This is a genomic window from Shinella sp. HY16 (genome assembly GCF_028534175.1).
Lineage (GTDB): Bacteria > Pseudomonadota > Alphaproteobacteria > Rhizobiales > Rhizobiaceae > Shinella.
Genome location: NZ_JAHYXL010000002.1, coordinates 322,885 through 342,179 on the forward strand (window position 1 = coordinate 322,885; position 19,295 = coordinate 342,179).

The following is a 19,295-nucleotide window of genomic DNA, read 5'->3' on the forward strand; positions in this document are numbered from 1 at the left end:
TTTTGGCACGATTTTGATAACCAGGCCTGATTCTTAAAGCGAAGGGGCCTAAAGATGCCTATTGCAGATGGGTCTCCAACTGTGAAGTATCCATATGCCCCGACCGAGAACGATGGAAGCGCCCGCCCCCCGCGTTCGCTACGCGCGTTCGTTTAACTGGTTTTTGGCAAGCACGTTTGCATCCGCTATCGGCCGAAATGGCTACCACATAGCATGTGCTTGGGTCCTTATCGTCTCCGGACAGGGCAGCGCCGCAGTCGCGGGATTCTTCACTATTATTAGTCTGACCGAACTCGTTACCAGTCCGCTTGCCGGTTGGCTGGCCGATCGTTTCGATCGGCGCATTCTTTATGTCATCGCGGAGACTGTCCGTGTTGTCGCCGCTATCGTGTTGGGCGCGGTTCTGATGGTGACAAGCGTGCTGTGGGCCATCGGGCTGTCTGCCGTACTCTTTGCAACCTGCGATCGGATCGCGCTGACGGCATCCCAATCCATGATTCCGTCGATCAGTGCGAGACTATCGCTGGCGACTGCGAACTCGATGACCTTTTTCTTGATGCAGTCTGGAAGTCTCGCTGCGGCCGTGCTCGTTGGGGCTCTCTTGCATGGGGCAAGCTCGGTGGTCACTTTCGGTGCTGTTTCCATTGGGTTTGCCTTTTCGGCAATCATCATGCGTGTTGTTCGGCATGAGAGAGGGCCCTCCGAGCGTGCCGGGGGCGCGATGGAGAGCTCGCCGGTCATCGATTCTCAGTTCCTCTGTCTGAGTGTCGTCTACGCGCTACTCTATACCGGAGGGATGTTGATCAGCGTTATCGGGCCTAGTTTCGTGTTTGATGAACACGGTGGAAATGCGGTCGATTTCGGCCAGCTTGAGAGTTCTTGGTCGGCAGGATCGATCCTTGGTGCTTTGCTGCTGATACCTCTCGTTCGAGCGACGAAGTTAACGGTCCTGCAATACGTCATTCTCGGGTCTAGTGCGGTGTCCTTCGCGGTGATCAAAGCACTGGACCCGCCCTTTGCCCTCTTGGCATTCGCGATCCTGGGAGCCTTATACAATCTCGGCAGGGTTGCCGTCGAAGTCATGATCCAGTCGGCCGTCCCGAGTACCGCGCTTGGCCGCGCAAAGGGCCTGCTCCACAGCGTGGGCGTTCTCTTGGGTGTTGTCCTCTTCTCGATCGTTTCGGTGATCGCCGACGATGTCAAACCGTCGACGCTATTTCTCGCCTATGCCGTCATCCTTGCGTTCGGCATGGTGGTTCTCATCCTGTTTTGCAGAAACGGAACGAATATCGACGTGGAGCGCGATCCTGGCCGATGACCCTAATTAAGTGTTTTCGCATGCAGCATGCCCCCGATGTTGTCCAATTGATCAGCGTGACGATCTCACCGCTTGCGGCCGGTCCTGCCGCCTAGAAATTTATGCCGCAATTCAACTATGGTGCCAGGATATCGGCCCAGCACACAATTTTTCACCACATGTCTCTAGCGAAATTAATGCGCTTCCTCTATTTCTGAATGTGAGGCAGTACGTGCTGCCTCGGGGCTGGAAACCCCTCCGTGCGACTGATGCTGGTCGTTTCAGCATCACACTCCTTGACCTTTCGAGGTCGGGGAGCCTGTGGCGTATGTCCAGGTTCCCCGGAGCTAAAGGCCACAGGGCTGTCACGGACAGTTTCCACTCCCCGATCATTGGGAGGTTTAGTGAGTTTCGCGGGGACGTACCGCGACAAACTCTCTTTCGGAGATGTTCGATGCGACACCCACGTAAACAGCGGAACGTGTGTTCACGTGCCTGCAGGCTTCAAATACTGCTTTTTCCGGACCAGCATAGCGCGCTCCCGTTCAGGATCACGTCATCATTCAAGTATGGCCAGCCATCTCTAACCCTCTCGCAGTGGGAACGGGGCCGATGAGAGTTCAGGTTACATCTCCCGCCCCCAAATTCAAGACCGGCAGTTGCCAAACGATTGTCCATGACCACAGGACTTGGCGCCACGTACAGGCTGATCTCGTCCGCCGCACTGGCCTTGAAGCGGAAGAGATCGCGGTCAAGTCGGATCGGCACCTGATCCTCCTAAACCTGAAAGGCAACTCCGAACGTGGCGAACACTTCCTTGACGAAAAACGGACCGGCTTCGTCTCCCGCCGGCCCGGAGCCGTTCTCTTCATTCCAGCCGGGTGTGACTGGAAAGGATGGGAGGAAGGTGCTTCCACGGCGGCTTACCTTTCAATCACAATCGATCCGGTCTTTGTGACCGACGTCTTTTCTCGAATGGCGACGAGCATGCTTCCGACCCTTTCACCTGACCTTGGTTGCGAGGATACGATCATTATGAACGCCGCGCGCGGTATCGGCGAGGAGATCGGAGATCAAAATCCACTCAGTACCATGGTCGTGGAAAGCTACGTGGCCACGATGTTTGCGCAGCTGTTCCGCCGCCAGAAATATGTCGCAACGACCCGAAAGGGCGGGTTGGCGGCGACAAACCTGAACCGTGTCATCGAGAAAATCGATGGCGATCTTTCTTCCGATCTGTCGTTGGGTCAGCTGGCTGCTCTCGCAGGGTTGAGCATTCCGCATTTTTGCCGAGCCTTCAAGCAAACACTCGGATGCCCGCCCCATGCCTTCATCGTCCGGCGGCGGGTCGAGCGGGCAAAGGAGTACCTTCGCCTTTCCGCGATGCCGATCACCGAAGTGGCGCTCCTGTGCGGCTTCTCCAGCTCAAGCCATTTCGCCAACACGTTCCGGCGCGAGACGGGCACGACACCTCAAGATTTTCGCGGCTCGTCGCTAAATAAATCAGTCGAATGATTTTTCGATAAGATTTCGCAGACACGTCAATTCGCTGCAAGCCCCACTTGGGCCAGTGTCGCATCCTCGGCAGACGACAAGCCGAGGGATTGCTAGTGAACCAACCATCAAATTACGATCACGCTCGTGACAATACCACGAAGCAAGGACCTGCTCTGCGCGTCGTGGAGTTGAAGAAGCGCTTCGGTCCGCTCGAAGTCATTAAAGGGGTGTCCTTCACAGCGGAACGCGGCGACGTCATCTCAATCCTCGGAAGCAGCGGATCGGGGAAAAGCACGCTTCTTCGGTGCCTGAACTTTCTGGAAGAGCCGAGCGAAGGCGAGATCTGGGTCGGCGGACGCCATATCAACGCACGCTCAGGCATCGTAGCGCAACGAGAGATCAATGCGTTGCGTTGCAAGCTCGGGATGGTCTTCCAGAGCTTCAATCTGTGGTCTCACATGACAGTCCTGGAGAACATGGTTGAGGCACCGATCCATGTTCGGGGAATAGCTAAAGCCGAAGCGCGGCTACGCGCGGAGGAACTTCTTTCAAAAGTTGGCCTTGCCGACAAGCGGCACGCCTATCCAGCTCACCTTTCCGGTGGCCAGCAGCAACGCGTCGCTATCGCACGCGCTCTGGCGATGGAACCTGAAATCCTCCTTTTCGACGAGCCGACATCGGCGCTGGATCCTGAACTCGTTGGCGAGGTGTTGAAGGTAATCCGCTCGCTCGCGGATGAAGGCCGGACAATGCTCATTGTTACGCATGAGCTCGGCTTCGCGCGGCAGGTCTCGAACCGCATTGTCTTTCTCCACCAGGGGGGGATCGAAGAGGAGGGTGCACCGGAAACGGTGTTTCGTAATCCTGCGTCATTCCGACTGAAGCAGTTCCTCTCGGCCCAAGAAAGGGAGCTGCATCAATGATCGAGCTGCAAGGTTTCGGCGACCAGATCGCCGCCGGGGCGATCACGACGTTGCGCGTAGCAGCAACCAGTCTGGTTCTGGGGATTGGTGTCGGTCTTTGCGGTGCGATGGCAAAACTCGGCCGCTCCCAGACCCTCAGGCGATTGGCGGACGTCTACACCACGATCATTCGCGGTGTCCCCGAACTCCTCATCATCCTTATTCTATACTTTGGCGGTACGGTTGCGATGACCGCGGTGTTCGGCCGCTACGTCGAAGTCGATGCTTTCGCTGCCGGCGTCTTTGCACTGACTATCGTCTTCGGCGCCTACGCGACCGAAGTCTTCAGGGCAGCAATCCGTGCGGTGCCGACCGGTCAGATCGAAGCGGCGCATGCGCTCGGCTTGTCAAAGATGCATACGTGGCGATTGGTGATCTTCCCCCAGATGTGGCGGTACGCATTGCCAGGCATAGGAAACCTTTGGCTCACGCTGCTGAAGGACACTGCTCTCATCTCCGTAGTGGGGCTTGAGGACTTAATGCGCAAGACCGGTGTTGCAGCGGGCGCAACCCACGATCCACTCACCTTCTACACCGTCGCTGCCGGCCTCTACCTCTCATTCACCTCCGTATCGCTGGCTGGGCTGACTTTACTTGAGCGGCGCGCAAATCGCGGCGTCCGCGTCGCAGATTGAGAAATCGACATGGAATGGTACCTTATTCTCGACGTTCTGCCCCTTCTGCTCGACGGGGCGCTCCTGACCGTCCAGCTCACAGCAGCTTCCGTTCTGCTTGGTCTCGTCATCGCACTTCCACTTTCGCTAATGCGCGCGTCAGGGTCTACCGGGCTATCGCGCCCCGTCCTGCTCTATACGTTTGCATTTCGAGGAACACCGCTCCTCGTTCAGATTTTTCTCATCTACTACGGCGCGAGCCAAATCGAGTGGATCCGCGCGAGTTTTGTCTGGCCGGTCTTGCGGGAGCCTTGGTGGTGCGCGCTGATCGCGTTTTCCCTTAACCATGCAGCATATACGACCGAAATCCTGCGCGGTGGCATACGTGCCGTGCCGCGAGGTGAGGTCGAAGCGGCGAAGGCGCTGGGGATGTCTTACGCGCTTCGGACCAGGCGGATTGTTTTACCTGTCGCCTTTCGTATCTCGTTGCCGGCCTATGCAAACGAAGTGGTGTTGATGCTGAAGGCGAGTTCGCTCGCCAGCACCATCACGATGATGGAGCTGACGGGCACAGCGCGAAGGATCGTTGCGCAGACCTTCTCGCCATATGAGGTCTTTATTTCGGCGGCGTTGATCTATCTGGGGATCACATTCGTGGTCGTGCATCTTTTTGGGCGGTTGGAGCGAGGTATCGCCAGTCACCAAAGTCGCGCTCGTGCAGAGAACGACAACCGTAAGAACATCCCGCCTTCGGAGGGTTACGCAATCGAGAAGGTGGCGCGATGACCGCTCTCCTGTCGCCTTTCAATGAAAGTTATGACCTCGGTTGTGCAGAGGCGGCCCTCCTGCGAGGAAGCTGGTACGAAATCGACCTGGGGGCAATCAGGCACAATTATCGCGAACTTCGATCGGTCCTGCCTAAGAATGTCAGCATTTACGCTTGTCTGAAGCGGAATGCATACGGATGTGGTGCCGGCCCGGTCGCGCGTATGCTGGCGGCGGAGGGGGTTGACGGGTTCGCGGTAGCGTCGCTTCTCGACGCCATGGCGATCCGAAGGATGGGGGCTGATCAGCGCATCCTTCTATACCCCGGAGCCTTGCCAGCGGCAGGGATGATGATCGAAGAGCTCGACCTCACGGTAAGCGTCTCCAGTATCGATGAACTGGAGCGTTGGCGCGCGGCGATGACAAAAACCCATGTGTTCATCAAGGCCGACTTGGGCTTTTTCCGCGCGGGCGCATCGCCACAGGAGGCGGGCCGACTGCTTGCCGCGGCGAACGCGTATTCCGACGTGCAGGTCGATGGAATCTATGCGCACATGAGCGAACTTCCAACCTCAATACCATCCGATGCGAGGATACAACTTCACCGGATGCGGGCGATCCTCGCCGAGGCTGAGGTGTGTGGAGAGCGACCCGTCGTCGCCATGATGTCGAGCACGGAGGGCGTCCTCGCCTATCCGGAAATGGACATGGACGCTGTCGATCCGGGTGCACTTTTTTTTGGACTACCGGAAAGTCATGCACCTGTTCGCCGTGCCGTGTTGCAACCAGCCCTAAAAACGATTTGCACCACCATCGTCGCCGTTAAACACCTCGATGCGTCCCTTGGCCCGATCCCGGACCTTCCAGGTTTTCGGTCGGGGATGAAGCTCGGTGTTCTCGGCATGGGCTGGGGGGACGGCCTGCCTAGGCAAGTTCCGCCTGGTGCCGAAGCGCTCGTGGGCGGAACGCGAGCCCGTCTCTTGCCGCCGGCTCATCTCGAACATGTGCGAATAGATCTCTCGAACGCTCCCGATGCCCGCTTCGGTGACAAGGTCGTACTGCTCGGCAGGCAGGGCGACGAAGTCATCACGCAGGAAGAAATTGCCGCGCTTTGGGGGACAGATGTCGTCGGCATCTATGCGGGCCTGCGCGATCACATACCGAGGATCTACACCTGAGACCGCATCGAAATCCCAGAAGGGGGAGTCATATGAATATCCTGAAATTCACAACTGCTGTTGTAATTCTAGGCCTTTTGGCCGGAATGGCCCGGGCTGAGGAGGTGAGGACGATCAGAATTGCCACGGAGGGGGCTTTCCCGCCCTGGAACTCGGTCGATGCGTCCGGGCAGCCAGTTGGCTATGACGTTGATGTCGGCCTAGCGTTGTGCGCAAGGGCAAATCTCAAATGCGAGTTTGTGACCCAAGCCTGGGATGGGATTATTCCCGCTCTAACGGTAGGAAAATACGACGCCATCATGGCAGGAATGTCGATAACCGAAAAGCGCAAGCGGGTCATTTCCTTCTCGCAGCCCTATGCGTTGACCTCCAACTACTTCGTTGTTTCAAAATCCCTCGACCTGCCGGCGGTGGAGAGCACGTCGAAGCTTGATCTGACGACAGAGACAGACGCAAGCAAGCGCGTCTTGGCGGACCTGAAAGCAAACCTGAAAGGGCGTTCAATCGGTGTACAAGGCTCCACAAACGCTGAAGCATTCGTCAGAGATTATTTTGGCGATACTGTCGAGCTACGCACCTACGACAAACAGGACAACCTCAATCTTGACCTCGTAGCTGGTCGGATCGATGGTGGCTTAGCGGATTTTTCCGTTTGGAAGGCATTCTTGGAATCCAATGATGGAAGGTCGGCTCATCTTTACGGACCGCGCATCTCGGGCGGACTGTTCGGACCGGGGGTCGGGATAGGCCTTAGAAAAGAGGACGCGGCTTTGGCGGATAAGTTCAACGGTGCCATTCAGGCTATTGCGGGGGACGGCACGCTGAAGGCGATCAGTCTGAAATGGTTTGGCGCGGACTTGGTCACGCGATAGTTCGCAATCGCTGTTTCTGTGGCCGCCTAGCCATGGCGAACCAGGGTAGGCGGTCGTTCTGTCTGCTATCCACACACTGATCCATGCCCACACTTTTTGGAGAAGCTAGCTGGAGAAGTAAACCTAACCCGAAGAATTCATGAGGGGTTGGCGGATGTGGTTAAAACCGTTGAAATGACGTAGGATTTGGTTGCTTAAGCCGATCCGTGTCGTTTCCGGAGACCACATCCGCCATGAATGATCCTACGCTAGCGCTGCCCGGTTTGTCATCAGTCGGCGGCAAGCCCGTCGTCGCGCGTTTTGATGGCGGCATGCTGTCGTGCGACAGTGGTGTTCTGGCCCTGGCTGCGGTGGGCAAGCGGCTACATGTGGCCGACCGTCGGGCGCGCTGCATCGACGATCCGCGCTGCCCGGGTCATCAAGATTGCCGCGCGGGTGGTCGAGATGAAAACCCAGATCCGCCTGCACTTGCCGACATCCTGCCCCGATCAGCGCATCCTGCGCATCGTCCTGGATCGCACCCGCGGCTCGTGACATAGCCGACGGGGCGCTGACGCCCCAAAAACGAACCCCTCGACCTCAACCTGAAAACCCCGCCTTCCATCGCGACGGATAAACTCCAGCGACTGGAAAAACTTGCCCGTAGTGGCGGGCAGCCAGCAAAAGCCTCGCCTCTCGTCGCCAAAACGTCCGGCGCAATGCATTAAGGCGGTTAAGTGCATCATGTCGGTATTGAGGGTAGGGGATCATCCCGCTTCTAGCAAATGAGCCATGAATACCTCGGTCGGCGTCCTGCAACCGAGGCACCTTCGAGGTTGATCGTTCAGGTGGCGGGCGAGTTGGTTGAGATCGCACCGTGATACGGTTGCCAGATTGGTGTCGCCGGGCATGAAACGGCGAATGTGCTTGTTGGCATTCTCCACGGCGCCTTTTTGCCACGGTGCGCTGGGATCGCAGAACCAGCTGTGAACGCCGATACCATCTTCCTGCTAGAGTGATATGGCACCTTGATGATTGCGGCTCGCGGGTTTCCCAACTCGCGATGAATCTTCTGTGGTGTTGATTTTCGGCAGGGTTTGATCCGTGTTTCCACTTGGCACCACTCCATTTTTCACCGCCTAAACGGTTGCGCACAATGCGTTATTTCGGCCTGATAGCGGGTTGCAGCGAAATGAAGGCCTGGCTCGAAATCTGCTGACAATCAACAGAGACGCGCTTCAGCTTGCAAAATGTCTGAGTCGGATATTTCGGAACGTACACCGGGTTTCCATTCAGGAATTAGTTACTCGGTCCGAAGTCGGGGTCGTCGACCCCAGCCGCCGTATCTTAAAAAATATGATAAGTAAAATCAGCCATTTTCAGTCACCGCGGCAGAACGCATCGCCTCAAACACCTGAGCAGCGAACTCAAATTGCCGGGCTGTCCCTCGACCCATGGAGTTTTTCCCGAGCGTCTCTGTCAGGACCCCACGCTTGACCAGAAAGTCAATGGTTTCAATGACGCCGCCGCGCGTCATTCCTGTAAATTGTATGATCTTTGAGAGGGTTAGTCTCTCATGTGCCTGGTGCATCATATAGAGGATGTTGATCATTCCGATTTGTTTGATGCGCGATTGCGCGCTCTCATCTTCTAGCGGTTTGTCGAGGATTTCACGCACCGCGAAGACAGACAATGCTTGTGTTTGCCATCGGTCACTCAATTTGCTTGCCATCGATTTAACTATCCAATAAATGTTCAGTATGAACGTTAGGGCGAGACGATTCTTCGCATCCAGTTCAACGAAATTTCAATCGGAGGGTAGGGGGGCATGAAGAGCCTTTTCTTTCGAACGGTCATAGCGGCGTTAGGGTTCGGATCAATATATCTGAGTTCCGAACGAAGTGCGCGTGCCGATGAATGGGGTTGCCAGGTTATCCTGTGCCTATCCAATCCCGGTGGCCCGACACAATACGCCGAGTGCCGGCCGCCTATCCAGAAGCTCTGGAGATGGCTCGCAAAGGGCCGTTCCTTCCCGACCTGCAGCGGCATTGGCTTCCAAAGTTCCCGCCCTCGATACGAACCCTACTATTGCAACGACGGCTATCGTCTGTCAGCGGGCTATGGCCCGACCGGGCGTGACGGAACCTGCGTGTCGACGTCGATGCAGCCGGTGAGCGACAGTCTTTGCCACCGGGACCCGGACAATGCCGGCGGGAGCAATGGCTCCGCGATCTCGCCACGCTGGCAGCAAATTGATGGCCGGTACCAGTGCATGGCCTACACCCTGAACCGCCCACTGGTCCGTGAGAAACCGCGATACATCGATGTGACGATCGACGGCGTCGGCAAGCAGAGGGTCTGGTTCTAAACATGCCCATCGTTTTCGTCGACTTTGCGCAGACCTGTGCACCCTTTGTTGCGTCCGAAACACTGGCTGGCGTCGTCAGTCTCGAAAGTCGGTTCGCGCCGTTCAACATTCGCATCAACAGCGGCCAACCGCTCAAGACACAGCCGGCATCGAAGGCTAAGGCTATCGAGATCGCCACATCGCTGGTGGCCGAACATCACGATATTCAACTCGGTCTCGGCGGCATCGGGGTCGAAGAGCTTCAAAAGCTGAAGCTCTCCATTTCCGACGCCTTCGATCCTTGCCTGAACCTGCAAGCCACGGCCACGCTGCTGGACGGGTATTACCGTCTGGCCGTCAAGGCCGGCGCAGATCCTGCCAGGGCGGAGCAGGTGATGCTCCAGTCCTACTATGGCCGTGCCGATCCATCGGTGGGCGCAATGGTGAACTACGACGATCAGGTTCGCCGCGAAATCAAACGGCTTGGTCCTACCATCGCCCGGCTGACGATCACGGATACGGGGGAAGGGAGGGGGAATGACGATCCTGTCGGCTCCAGCCCCGTCGATGTGGTCGCAGAAGTGGCGTCGGAGAACTCCGAGCAGAAGACTACTGCCATCGCTTCAACGCCCACATGGGACGTTTTCAACAGCCGGCGCGGTTCTTCCGTCCTGGTGTTTCAGAACAATCAATTGGAGCAGAGTGAATGACTTTCAGTTCCCGTATCCGCGCATTTGCGGCCTCGTCTTCGATGGCACTCGCTGTGGTGGCGATGCTGGTCGAACCGGCTTTTGCGCAGGCCGCCGGCATCGAGACGATCCTACAGAACGTCGTCGACCTTTTGCAGGGCAACATCTTCAGGTTGTTCGCCACCATCGCCGTTATCCTGATCGCGCTCGCCTGGATGTTCGGTTACATGGACCTACGCCGCGCCGGCTACTGGATCGTCGGCATCGGCGTGATCGCCGGCTCCTCAGAACTCGTCAGCACGATCATCGGGAGCTGACCAGATGGCCGCCCCGCGACCCGAACTCGAGGAAGACACTCTGTTCATCGCTTGCACACGCCCGGCGATGATCGCGGGCGTCACGATGGAGGCCATGGGCATCAACGTCATGGCGACCACGATCTTCTACCTCGCGGCCGGCTCGGTCGCCTATGCGCTCGTCGGCGTCGTCTTCCATTTCGTCTTTCGGGCTCTGGTCAAACACGACCACAACATGTTCCGGATCCTGGTGGCCTGGGTGGAGACGCGCGGCCGGACCCGGAACGGCGGCTATTGGGGCGGAGCTACGCTTTCGCCGCTGAAGCTCGTCCGCCGCTTTGACGAAAGGGATCTCGGATATGCCTAGCGTCGCCACGCTCAAGTCGCGCGAACTCACGCCGGAAACCTTTATTCCCTATGTGCGACATGTCGACGAAACGACGATCGCACTCGACTCCCGTACGCTGATGGTCATGGTGGCGCTGGAAGGCGTGTCCTTCGAGACTGCCGATGTCCTCGACCTCAACGCGCTGCATCGCGATCTGAACACGCTCTATCGCAACATCGCGGATGAACGGCTTGCCTTGTGGACTCATCTCATTCGGCGTCGCGATCGTGATTATCCGGACGGAACGTTCGCAACATCTTTTTCGGCCGCGCTCAACGAAAAGTACCGCGAGCGTATGGTCCGCGAGGATCTGTTCCGCAACGATCTGTACCTGACCGTCCTCTGGTCGCCGGCGCGCGATCCGGCGGACAAGGCCGCGAAGCTGCTATCTCGACTGCGGCAGCGAAGCCGTGCCGGCATCGAATTGGACGAGGAGGCGCTGAAGCAGCTTCAGGACAAACTCGTCGACGTTACTGCCGGCTTGAATCGCTTCGAGCCACGCGTGCTCTCTCTCTACAATCATGATGGACTGCTATTTTCCGAGCCGAGCGAGGTGCTTCACAAATTGGTCGGCGGCCGGCGCGAGCCGGTCCCGTTAACCGAGGGGCGGATTTCCTCGGCCATCTACTCCGACCGCGTCATCATCGGACGCGAGACGATCGAAATCCGCCATGAGGCGGAAAGCCGTTTTGCCGGCATGTTGAGCATCAAGGAATATCCCGCCCGCACCAGGACGGGAATGCTGGATGGCGTACTGACCAGTCCCTTCGAACTGATCCTCTCGCAATCCTTCTGCTTCGCTTCGAAGGCGGACGCTCGGGTCATCATGGGCCGCAAGCAGAACCAGTTGGTCAGCAGCGGCGACAAGGCGGCTTCGCAGATCGGCGAGCTCGATGACGCCATGGACGATCTGGAATCGAACCGGTTCGTGCTCGGCGAGCATCACCTGACGCTCGCCGTCTTCGCCGCCTCGGTCAAGGAATTGACGGACAATCTCGCCAAGGCCCGTGCCAGCCTGACCAACGGCGGGGCGGTCGTGGCGCGCGAGGATCTCGGTCTCGAGTCCGCCTGGTGGGCACAGTTGCCGGGCAACTTCCGCTACCGCGCCCGATCCGGCGCGATAACCTCCCGCAACTTCGCGGCCCTTTCACCCTTCCACTCCTATCCCATCGGGCAGAAGGACGGCAACGAATGGGGACCGGCTGTCGCGTTGCTCAAGACGGCGTCAGGCTCGCCCTACTACTTCAACCTCCACCACGGTGATCTCGGCAACACCTTAATGTGCGGCCCATCCGGCGCCGGCAAAACCGTGATCGTCAACTTCATGCTGTCGCAGCTCGAAAAACACGATCCGCACGTCGTGTTCTTCGACAAGGACCGCGGCGCGGACCTTTATGTCCGCGCCGCCGGTGGCACCTATCTCCCCCTCAAGAATGGCACTCCCACTGGCTGCGCTCCCCTCAAGGCCCTCGACCTCACACCGGAGAACAAGGTCTTTCTGACCCGTTGGGTCGGAAAGCTTGTCGGGTCCGGCACGAGGGAGCTGAGCGTCACCGAACTTCGCGATATCGCCGGCGCCGTCGACGGACTTGCCGATCTGCCGACAGAGCAACGGACGATCGGCGCCCTGCGGACCTTCCTCAACAACACGGACCTGGAGGGGATTGCGGCGAGGCTGCGGCGCTGGGAAAGGGGCGGGCCGCTCGGCTGGGTCTTCGACAATGTCATCGAGAATATCGGTTTCGGCGATTTGGGAGGCAACGGTAAGTTCATCGGCTACGACATGACGGACTTCCTCGACAATGAGGAAATTCGCACCCCGCTGATGGCGTACCTCTTTCATCGCGTGGAGCAGCTGATCGACGGTCGCCGGATCATCATCGTCATCGACGAATTCTGGAAAGCATTGCAGGACGAGGGCTTCCGCGACCTCGCACAGAACAAGCTGAAGACGATCCGCAAGCAGAACGGGCTTATGCTGTTCGCCACGCAGAGCCTGCGCGACGCACTGATATCGCCGATCGCGCACACGATCATCGAGCAATGCCCGACGCAGATCTTTCTGCCAAACTCCCGCGGCAACCGTGCCGACTATGTGGAGGGGTTCAAGCTCACGGAACGCGAATACGAATTGATCGCCCGCGAACTCTCCGTCGAGAGCCGGCGGTTTGTGTTGAAGCAGGGACATAACAGCGTCGTCGCCGAACTGAATCTCAACGGCTTCGACGACGAACTCGCGATCCTCTCCGGCCGTACGGCCAATGTCGAGCTGCTCGACGCGATCCGCGGTGAAGTCGGCAACGATCCAAAAGACTGGCTTCCCGTTTTCCAGGCAAGAAGGAGCGCAAGCTGATGGCATCCTACAGACTTCATGGCGCGGCGCTCGCGGCAGTGCTTGTCCTTTCCGCCGGCGGCGCGTCGGGGCAGGGGATTCCGGTCATTGACCAGACGGCAATCCTAAAACACATCGAGAGCATCGCGCGCTTGAATGACCAGTTGGAGGCCTTGCACAAGCAGATCGAGCAGGCCCAAGAGCTCTACGGTTCCCTCAACAAGCTGACCGACATGGCTGACGTCGCGAGCGTGCTCAACGACCCGGCGATCCGCAAGGCGCTTCCATCGGATTTCGCCGCCATCGAGGGGCTGCTCAAGGGCGATGGAACAGGCGTGTTCAAGGACTCCGCCTCGAAGTTCCTGGAAGGGAACTCCATCTATCGTACCGACGCCGACGATTTCTACGCCAAGGAACTCGCGCGCGTACAGAACAAAAACGCGGGTCAGATGAGCCTCGGACAGCAGATTTACGACGCTGCCACCAAGCGCATCGACGGGATCGACCAGCTTCGTGAAAAGATTTCGACGGCAAGCGATGCCAAGGACATCGCCGACCTGCAGGCGCGGTTGCAGGCCGAGCAGGCGTTTCTCCAGACCGACGTGCTGCGGATGGAAGGTCTGCGCATGGTGCAGCAGGCGCAGAACCAGGTCGATGAACAGCGCAAGGCCGAGGACTGGCGCCAGCGCATGGATGCGATGAAGGCGGCGCTGCAATGAGGCGATCTCCCTTTCTTGCCGTGCTCCTTCTCCTCGCGGCCTGCTCCGAGCAGTCCTATTCCGTCGACCAACTGACCGCCGACGAAGCACTGCTGTCCCGGATCATGGCGGAGTGCCGTAACAATCCGGGCGAACTGCGCGGCTCTGCCAATTGCCAGAACGCGGAAGCGGCCGACGGGAAGCTCCGCCTTGAAAAGATGCGCAAGGCGTTGGGAGGCTGAAACCCATGTATCAGGTGTTCGAGTTCATCGACGGACAGTTCAAGCGCCCGTTGGAAATGTTTGTCTCCGAGGGGACGTCGAACATTGCCGAATGGGTGACCGGCCCGCTAACGGCAGCCGTGACGCTTTACGTCATTCTGTACGGTTATCTTGTGCTGCGCGGCTCCGTGCAGGAACCGGTTCTGGAATTTGCTTTCCGGGCGATCAAGCTCGCGATCATTGTCCTGCTCGTAAAAAACGGCGGCGAGTACCAGACCTATGTCACGAACGTCTTCTTCGATATCCTGCCGCGTGAGATCGCAAAGGCTTTGAACACCGGCACGACGCCCAGCGCCAGCACATTCGATAGTCTGCTCGACAAGGGCCAGGCTTCGGCAACCGACATCTGGTCACGCGCGTCATGGCCGGTCGACATCGTCACGGGTGTCGGCGGCATGATGGTGATCGGTGTCAGTTTTCTGGTCGCCGGTATCGGCTACGTCGTCTCGCTCTATGCTCGGCTGGCCCTTGCCATCGTGCTGGCCATCGGGCCGATTTTCATCGCACTGGCTATGTTCCAGTCGACGCGGCGCTTCACCGAGGCCTGGATTGGCCAGCTCGCCAACTTCGCGATCCTTCAGGTCCTCGTCGTGGCTGTCGGCGCGTTGCTGATCTCCTGCCTCGATTCCACCTTCACGGCGATCGATGCCTATACTGACGTCCTTATGCGGCCGATCGCACTTTGCGCCATCGGCATTGCTGCCCTGTATGTGTTCTACCAGCTGCCGACGATCGCTTCCGCGCTGGCGTCCGGCGGCGCGTCGCTGGCCTACGGCCACGGCGCCGCACGCGATGCGCATGAGGGCGTGCTCGCCAAGGGGACTCGCTCCGCAGGTCGGATGGTTGGCCGCGCCGCGCGCCTCGCCGGCAGTGCGTTCGGCTCGAGAAGCGTCGGTGCATGAGCGCCGCTCAATAATAAGAAAAGGCCCGTCATATGATCAAGACCACCGTACTTCTTGCCATACTTGTTGCACTCGGAGGGTGCGCTTCGCTGACCTATTCGCTCCCCAAATGCGACGGCTATTCTCGCCGGCCGTTGAATCGGGCGATGTGGGAATGGGAAGGTGACAGCAAGTTGAAGTCACAGCAGTCGGATCGGCGACCGTCAACCTCGGCCACGCCTTATGCTGAGGAGGGCACGGAACCGACCGCATTCGCCCACCTTGATATCGACGGCTCCCAACGCCGTTGCGCGGGGTGACGGCATGGTTTCGACAGATAACCTCAAGAGCTACTTCGAAAAGGCCCGGCGGTTCGATCAGGATCGAATGATGCAGATCGAGCGGTCGAACCGGATCGCCTGGTCGATTGCCATCGCCGCCGGCGTCATCGCAGGCGTTTCCGTCTTCGCGGTCGCTGGCCTTACGCCGTTGAAGACCGTAGAGCCCTTCGTCGTGCGCGTTGATAATTCGACGGGCATCGTCGATGTGGTGTCTGCGCTGACTTCCACGGCCGGAACCTATGACGAGGCCGTGACCAAATATTTCGCGGCTAAATATGTTCGCGCGCGCGAAGGCTACGTCTGGAGCGAGGCAAAGGAGAACTTCCGCACGATCGCGCTGCTGTCAACGCAAGCCGAGCAGGCCCGGTTCTCCGCCATCTATCGCGGGAGCAATCCGGAATCCCCGCAGAACACGTACAGCCGCGCCGCAACGGCAAGGATCAACATCGCCTCGATCTCACTGATCAATCAAAACGTGATCTCGGTTCGCTACATGCGGACCGTCACCCGAGGAGACGAGGTTCGCACGTCCCATTGGGTCGCGACCCTCACCTATTCCTATGCCAATGCCCCGATGTCATCGACGGACCGGCTGGTGAACCCACTTGGTTTCGCGGTTAGCGAATACCGCGCCGATCCGGAGGCTATCAATTGAATTGCAAGATCATCGTCGCCGCGGCTCTCCTTATGGGGTCCGCCTCCACGTCTTTTGCACTCGATATCCCACGCGGCGCATCACAGGATAGTCGTGTCAGGTTCGTGAACTACCAGCCCTATAATATCATCAGGATTATCGGCACACTGCGCTCCTCCGTGCAGGTCGAGTTCGCAGCCGATGAGGAGATCGCCCATGTTGCGCTCGGCAACAGCGTCGCCTGGGAGGTGGCGCCGGCCGGCAACATCCTGTTCCTGAAGCCACGCGAGCATCAGCCGGTCACGAACATTTCCGTGGTGACGACGCGCCGGGACGGCTCGACGCGCAGCTATCAGATGGAGCTCACGGTCCGCGACGGCTCCGTTGAGGTCGGGCAGAACACCTACTTCTATGTCAAGTTCCGCTATCCCGGTGACGAGGCCGAACAGCGCCGGCGGCAGGCCTCGGCCCGCGCGCTCGCGAACCAGGCGAAGGAAGCCGACAATGTGCTTGCGCTTCATGAAGCCTATGGGCCGCGCAACTGGCGCTATTCGGCACAGGGTGCCCAGGCCCTTGAACCGCAGAGCGTTTATGACAACGGCAAGGTCACGACCTTTGCTTTCGTCGGCAATCAGGAAATGCCCGCCATCTACATGGAAAACTCCGATGGCTCCGAGAGCCTGGTTCCGAAATCCGTCGATGGCAACCTTGTGATGGTGCACGCAATCAGCCGCAAGTTCATCCTGCGTCGGGGCAAGGACGTGCTGTGCGTCTTCAACGAGGCCTACGACCGCGTCGGCATCAATCCGGACACCAACACGACCTCGCCGTCGGTCGAACGCATCGTGAAGACCGATGGCGCCGATCAGTAGGGAAGGGGAGGCTATGGCCCAGGAAGATGAAACCCGCATTCCCGGTGAGCGGGCCGAAACGGTCACAGGCCGGCGCATCGACAACAGTCCCGTCCTGAAGCGAGGTGCGGTGGCGCTCGCGGTCGTGGCATTCGTCGGATTCGCCCTCTGGTCGACAAGCGGGAAAAAGGCCAAAGACGACAGCGCACAGCCGGAACGCATTGTCATCCGTCAAACAACACCATTCGAGGCAGCGAAGGAGAAGGCCGAGCCGGAGCAGACGGTCCCGGAAGTGAAGCTCCCGACGCCGGTTGTGGAACCTGTTGCCGAGGCGAAGGATGAATTGCTCGACTCCGCCCGTCGCGCGCCGGTCATGGCCTTCAGCGGCAGCCAGAAGAATGCCACGCAACGCCGGGAGGGGGATAGCTCGGAGACGAGCGCGAACAGCAATTTCCTGCCCCTCGACGGCAACATGATGAGCCAGAACCAAGAGAATAGCGATCAGCAGCGCTTCGACGGACTGCTGCGGCCGACGAAACTCGAAGGATCACGCGCTGGGACGCTTGGCAATCGTGACTTCATCGTCGCAATGGGGACGTCGATCCCCTGCGTGCTCGAAACCGCGCTCGCGTCTGACCAACCCGGATTCAGCAGCTGCGTGATCAATCGAGACGTTCTCTCTGACAACGGCAGGGTCGTCCTCATGGAGAAGGGCACCCAGGTCGTGGGTGAATATCGAGGCGGGCTGCAACGGGGGCAGAAGCGACTGTTCGTCCTATGGAACCGCGCCAAAACGCCGAAGGGGGTGATCGTCACGCTTGCGTCTCCCGCGACCGATGCGCTCGGCCGCGCCGGCATCGACGGCTATGTCGACACCCATTGGTGGGAACGGTTCGGCAGTGCCCTGCTTCTCTCCATCGTCGGCGATGCGACGACCTACGCGAACAGCCGGGTTCAGGATAGTGACGTCGATGCGCAAAACACGACCAGCGCGGGGCAGCAGGCTGCCGCGATCGCCGTCGAGCAATCCATCAACATCGCGCCAACGCTGAACAAGCACCAGGGCGAGCTCGTCTCCATTTTTGTCGCTCGCGATCTGGACTTCTCCGGGATCTATCGCCTGCGTGTGACAGAGCCGAGGAACCGCATTCTCGATCGAGCGGTGCTGGGGAATTTCGCGCCCGACTCGAAGCTAGTAACGAAGTAGGCAGGGCGATGACGGAAGCTCAGGATGCGGCGGTTGTTCGTGAGTTGCTGAAACCGATTTCGGTGTTCCTGCAGGATACCTCACTCTATGAGGTGATCGTCAATCGGCCCGGGCAGGTGCTGACGGAAGGACCCGGTGGTTGGCGGACCCATGATCTTCAGGAGCTTACCTTCGACAAACTCATGCGCCTTGCCCGGGCCGTCGCCAGCTTTTCCCACCAGTCCATCGACGAACGTCGGCCGATCCTGTCCGCGACTCTTCCGGGAGATGAGCGCATCCAGATTGTCATCCCTCCTGCAACGTCGAAAGGCACGGTCAGCCTCACGATCCGCAAGCCGTCCTCCGTCGACTTTACACTCGACGATCTGGAGAAAAGACAATTCTTCGCAGGTACCCGAACCGCCGAGGCGGATGCGCCAAGTGACGATAGTGAATTGCGCAGTCTCTACCGCAATGGTCAGGTCAAGGAGTTCTTGCGACAGGCGGTGGTTTCCCGGAAGAACATCATAATTTCGGGAGCGACGGGATCCGCGAAGACAACGCTCTCTAAGGCCTTGATAAAACACATTCCGGACGATGAGCGGATCATTTCGATAGAGGACACGCCGGAACTCCTCATCCCACAACCCAATCATGTGCGACTGTTCTATTCGAAAGACCAACAAGGACTGTCCCATGCAGGGCCCAAAGAACTTTTGGAATCCAGCCTCCGCATGCGTCCCGACCGCATCCTCTTGCAGGAACTTCGCGACGGAACCGCCTTCTATTATGTTCGAAACGTCAACTCCGGCCATCCTGGTTCCATTACGACTGTCCATGCCGATTCCGTCGCGCTCGCCTTCGAACAGCTGACGCTCCTGATAAAAGAGTCAGATGCAGGTCGAGATATTGAGCGCACCGAAATCTTGAACTTGCTGAGAGCATCGATCGACGTCGTTGTTCAATGCAAGCGTTTTGGCGGGGCGTTCCGAGCCACCGAGCTATATTTTGGCAGCATGCTTTATTTGCAAGCATCACCAAGCTGATAGGTCTAGATGCATTACAGTTGCATTTTAGTGTTCAGATGCGCTCGTCGCGCGACCGCCTGATGAGCGCGTCTCCAGCATGACCATGCGATGACGTAGGCGGGGGGTATACGACGCTGGGCGAGTCTGATGGCGATGCGCCGGACTTCCTGGATTGACCA

Annotated in this window: 21 protein-coding genes and 3 pseudogenes; 22 read left to right on the top strand and 2 right to left on the bottom strand. The window is 58.7% G+C overall.

The features are described from left to right. The first annotated feature begins 112 nt into the window (after positions 1-112). The 9 genes and pseudogenes from K0P03_RS21840 to K0P03_RS21880 all read left to right on the top strand — a co-directional run. The gene (locus tag K0P03_RS21840; RefSeq protein ID WP_272790652.1) at positions 113-1,318 is read left to right on the top strand and encodes an MFS transporter; all 1,206 of its coding nucleotides are present in this window, start codon (positions 113-115) and stop codon (positions 1,316-1,318) included. 591 nt (positions 1,319-1,909) lie between these two features. After that, complete coding sequence (locus K0P03_RS21845; protein WP_272790653.1) at positions 1,910-2,812, top strand: helix-turn-helix domain-containing protein; 903 nt, start codon at positions 1,910-1,912, stop codon at positions 2,810-2,812. 95 nt (positions 2,813-2,907) lie between these two features. Then, positions 2,908-3,717 (top strand): ABC transporter ATP-binding protein, encoded by an 810-nt coding sequence (locus tag K0P03_RS21850; protein ID WP_130518956.1) that lies wholly within the window; start codon positions 2,908-2,910, stop codon positions 3,715-3,717. Continuing rightward, positions 3,714-4,391, top strand: coding sequence for an ABC transporter permease (locus tag K0P03_RS21855; protein ID WP_272790654.1), 678 nt, complete (start codon positions 3,714-3,716; stop codon positions 4,389-4,391). Before K0P03_RS21850 ends, K0P03_RS21855 begins: the two co-directional genes overlap by 4 nt. Before the next feature lie 9 nt (positions 4,392-4,400). Further along, complete coding sequence (locus K0P03_RS21860; RefSeq protein WP_272790655.1) at positions 4,401-5,156, top strand: ABC transporter permease; 756 nt, start codon at positions 4,401-4,403, stop codon at positions 5,154-5,156. Beyond that, complete coding sequence (alr, locus tag K0P03_RS21865; protein ID WP_272790656.1) at positions 5,153-6,313, top strand: alanine racemase; 1,161 nt, start codon at positions 5,153-5,155, stop codon at positions 6,311-6,313. Before K0P03_RS21860 ends, alr begins: the two co-directional genes overlap by 4 nt. A gap of 32 nt (positions 6,314-6,345) precedes the next feature. Continuing rightward, positions 6,346-7,185, top strand: a complete 840-nt coding sequence (locus K0P03_RS21870) for a transporter substrate-binding domain-containing protein (protein ID WP_023517613.1) — start codon at positions 6,346-6,348, stop codon at positions 7,183-7,185. A gap of 233 nt (positions 7,186-7,418) precedes the next feature. Beyond that, positions 7,419-7,598, top strand: a pseudogene (locus tag K0P03_RS21875) (IS1380 family transposase); the annotation flags it as partial. After that, positions 7,528-7,724 (top strand): annotated as a pseudogene (locus K0P03_RS21880) (transposase); the annotation flags it as partial. The pseudogenes K0P03_RS21875 and K0P03_RS21880, both read left to right, overlap by 71 nt. A 207-nt stretch (positions 7,725-7,931) precedes the next feature. On the opposite strand, the pseudogene K0P03_RS21885 reads toward K0P03_RS21880, so the two are convergent. Beyond that, a pseudogene (locus tag K0P03_RS21885) lies at positions 7,932-8,171 on the bottom strand (transposase); the annotation flags it as partial. Between the two features lie 362 nt (positions 8,172-8,533). Beyond that, complete coding sequence (locus K0P03_RS21890; RefSeq protein ID WP_050746182.1) at positions 8,534-8,896, bottom strand: transcriptional regulator; 363 nt, start codon at positions 8,894-8,896, stop codon at positions 8,534-8,536. A 96-nt stretch (positions 8,897-8,992) separates the two neighbouring features. Here K0P03_RS21890 and K0P03_RS21895 point away from each other — a divergent pair, with 96 nt between their 5' ends. From K0P03_RS21895 to virB11, 13 genes are read left to right on the top strand one after another with little or no spacing between them, the layout of a single operon-like run. Further along, positions 8,993-9,532, top strand: coding sequence for a hypothetical protein (locus K0P03_RS21895; RefSeq protein WP_272790657.1), 540 nt, complete (start codon positions 8,993-8,995; stop codon positions 9,530-9,532). A 2-nt stretch (positions 9,533-9,534) separates the two neighbouring features. Continuing rightward, positions 9,535-10,221 carry a lytic transglycosylase domain-containing protein gene (locus K0P03_RS21900; protein WP_272790658.1) on the top strand — a complete coding sequence of 229 codons (687 nt, stop codon included), beginning with the start codon at positions 9,535-9,537 and terminating at the stop codon, positions 10,219-10,221. Further along, positions 10,218-10,517: a TrbC/VirB2 family protein gene (locus K0P03_RS21905; protein ID WP_024270319.1), complete on the top strand. Its 300-nt coding sequence runs from the start codon at positions 10,218-10,220 to the stop codon at positions 10,515-10,517. The genes K0P03_RS21900 and K0P03_RS21905 overlap by 4 nt, the downstream gene beginning before the upstream one ends. Before the next feature lie 4 nt (positions 10,518-10,521). Further along, positions 10,522-10,863: a type IV secretion system protein VirB3 gene (locus K0P03_RS21910; RefSeq protein WP_050746186.1), complete on the top strand. Its 342-nt coding sequence runs from the start codon at positions 10,522-10,524 to the stop codon at positions 10,861-10,863. Continuing rightward, positions 10,856-13,237 (top strand): VirB4 family type IV secretion/conjugal transfer ATPase, encoded by a 2,382-nt coding sequence (locus tag K0P03_RS21915; RefSeq protein ID WP_272790659.1) that lies wholly within the window; start codon positions 10,856-10,858, stop codon positions 13,235-13,237. The genes K0P03_RS21910 and K0P03_RS21915 overlap by 8 nt, the downstream gene beginning before the upstream one ends. After that, positions 13,237-13,935, top strand: coding sequence for a P-type DNA transfer protein VirB5 (gene virB5 / locus K0P03_RS21920; RefSeq protein ID WP_272790660.1), 699 nt, complete (start codon positions 13,237-13,239; stop codon positions 13,933-13,935). The genes K0P03_RS21915 and virB5 overlap by 1 nt, the downstream gene beginning before the upstream one ends. Continuing rightward, entirely contained in the window at positions 13,932-14,156 is a 225-nt protein-coding gene (locus K0P03_RS21925) for an EexN family lipoprotein (RefSeq protein ID WP_023517507.1), read from the top strand. The genes virB5 and K0P03_RS21925 overlap by 4 nt, the downstream gene beginning before the upstream one ends. Positions 14,157-14,161: 5 nt before the next feature. Further along, entirely contained in the window at positions 14,162-15,097 is a 936-nt protein-coding gene (locus tag K0P03_RS21930) for a type IV secretion system protein (protein ID WP_272790661.1), read from the top strand. A gap of 32 nt (positions 15,098-15,129) precedes the next feature. Further along, positions 15,130-15,396, top strand: coding sequence for a hypothetical protein (locus tag K0P03_RS21935; protein ID WP_082342688.1), 267 nt, complete (start codon positions 15,130-15,132; stop codon positions 15,394-15,396). Positions 15,397-15,400: 4 nt separating this feature from the next. Further along, positions 15,401-16,072 (top strand): virB8 family protein, encoded by a 672-nt coding sequence (locus K0P03_RS21940; protein WP_050746189.1) that lies wholly within the window; start codon positions 15,401-15,403, stop codon positions 16,070-16,072. Further along, on the top strand, positions 16,069-16,923 hold the full coding sequence (gene virB9, locus K0P03_RS21945; RefSeq protein ID WP_272790662.1) for a P-type conjugative transfer protein VirB9: 855 nt from the start codon (positions 16,069-16,071) through the stop codon (positions 16,921-16,923). The genes K0P03_RS21940 and virB9 overlap by 4 nt, the downstream gene beginning before the upstream one ends. A 13-nt stretch (positions 16,924-16,936) precedes the next feature. Further along, on the top strand, positions 16,937-18,109 hold the full coding sequence (gene virB10, locus K0P03_RS21950) for a type IV secretion system protein VirB10 (RefSeq protein ID WP_050746190.1): 1,173 nt from the start codon (positions 16,937-16,939) through the stop codon (positions 18,107-18,109). 8 nt (positions 18,110-18,117) lie between these two features. Next, positions 18,118-19,134 (top strand): P-type DNA transfer ATPase VirB11, encoded by a 1,017-nt coding sequence (gene virB11 / locus K0P03_RS21955; RefSeq protein ID WP_050746191.1) that lies wholly within the window; start codon positions 18,118-18,120, stop codon positions 19,132-19,134. Positions 19,135-19,295 lie beyond the last annotated feature (161 nt).

What these genes read in the sequence shown, in the direction of transcription:
- virB11 (WP_050746191.1), top strand. Translation starts at nt 18,118, where the DNA reads ATGACGGAAGCTCAGGATGCGGCGGTTGTTCGTGAGTTGCTGAAACCG.
- K0P03_RS21930 (WP_272790661.1), top strand. Translation starts at nt 14,162, where the DNA reads ATGTATCAGGTGTTCGAGTTCATCGACGGACAGTTCAAGCGCCCGTTG.
- K0P03_RS21940 (WP_050746189.1), top strand. Translation starts at nt 15,401, where the DNA reads ATGGTTTCGACAGATAACCTCAAGAGCTACTTCGAAAAGGCCCGGCGG.
- K0P03_RS21895 (WP_272790657.1), top strand. Translation starts at nt 8,993, where the DNA reads ATGAAGAGCCTTTTCTTTCGAACGGTCATAGCGGCGTTAGGGTTCGGA.
- K0P03_RS21890 (WP_050746182.1), bottom strand. Translation starts at nt 8,896, where the DNA reads ATGGCAAGCAAATTGAGTGACCGATGGCAAACACAAGCATTGTCTGTC.
- K0P03_RS21870 (WP_023517613.1), top strand. Translation starts at nt 6,346, where the DNA reads ATGAATATCCTGAAATTCACAACTGCTGTTGTAATTCTAGGCCTTTTG.
- K0P03_RS21935 (WP_082342688.1), top strand. Translation starts at nt 15,130, where the DNA reads ATGATCAAGACCACCGTACTTCTTGCCATACTTGTTGCACTCGGAGGG.
- K0P03_RS21915 (WP_272790659.1), top strand. Translation starts at nt 10,856, where the DNA reads ATGCCTAGCGTCGCCACGCTCAAGTCGCGCGAACTCACGCCGGAAACC.
- K0P03_RS21845 (WP_272790653.1), top strand. Translation starts at nt 1,910, where the DNA reads ATGAGAGTTCAGGTTACATCTCCCGCCCCCAAATTCAAGACCGGCAGT.
- virB5 (WP_272790660.1), top strand. Translation starts at nt 13,237, where the DNA reads ATGGCATCCTACAGACTTCATGGCGCGGCGCTCGCGGCAGTGCTTGTC.
- K0P03_RS21840 (WP_272790652.1), top strand. Translation starts at nt 113, where the DNA reads ATGGAAGCGCCCGCCCCCCGCGTTCGCTACGCGCGTTCGTTTAACTGG.
- K0P03_RS21905 (WP_024270319.1), top strand. Translation starts at nt 10,218, where the DNA reads ATGACTTTCAGTTCCCGTATCCGCGCATTTGCGGCCTCGTCTTCGATG.
- virB10 (WP_050746190.1), top strand. Translation starts at nt 16,937, where the DNA reads ATGGCCCAGGAAGATGAAACCCGCATTCCCGGTGAGCGGGCCGAAACG.
- K0P03_RS21925 (WP_023517507.1), top strand. Translation starts at nt 13,932, where the DNA reads ATGAGGCGATCTCCCTTTCTTGCCGTGCTCCTTCTCCTCGCGGCCTGC.
- K0P03_RS21900 (WP_272790658.1), top strand. Translation starts at nt 9,535, where the DNA reads ATGCCCATCGTTTTCGTCGACTTTGCGCAGACCTGTGCACCCTTTGTT.
- K0P03_RS21860 (WP_272790655.1), top strand. Translation starts at nt 4,401, where the DNA reads ATGGAATGGTACCTTATTCTCGACGTTCTGCCCCTTCTGCTCGACGGG.
- K0P03_RS21855 (WP_272790654.1), top strand. Translation starts at nt 3,714, where the DNA reads ATGATCGAGCTGCAAGGTTTCGGCGACCAGATCGCCGCCGGGGCGATC.
- K0P03_RS21910 (WP_050746186.1), top strand. Translation starts at nt 10,522, where the DNA reads ATGGCCGCCCCGCGACCCGAACTCGAGGAAGACACTCTGTTCATCGCT.
- alr (WP_272790656.1), top strand. Translation starts at nt 5,153, where the DNA reads ATGACCGCTCTCCTGTCGCCTTTCAATGAAAGTTATGACCTCGGTTGT.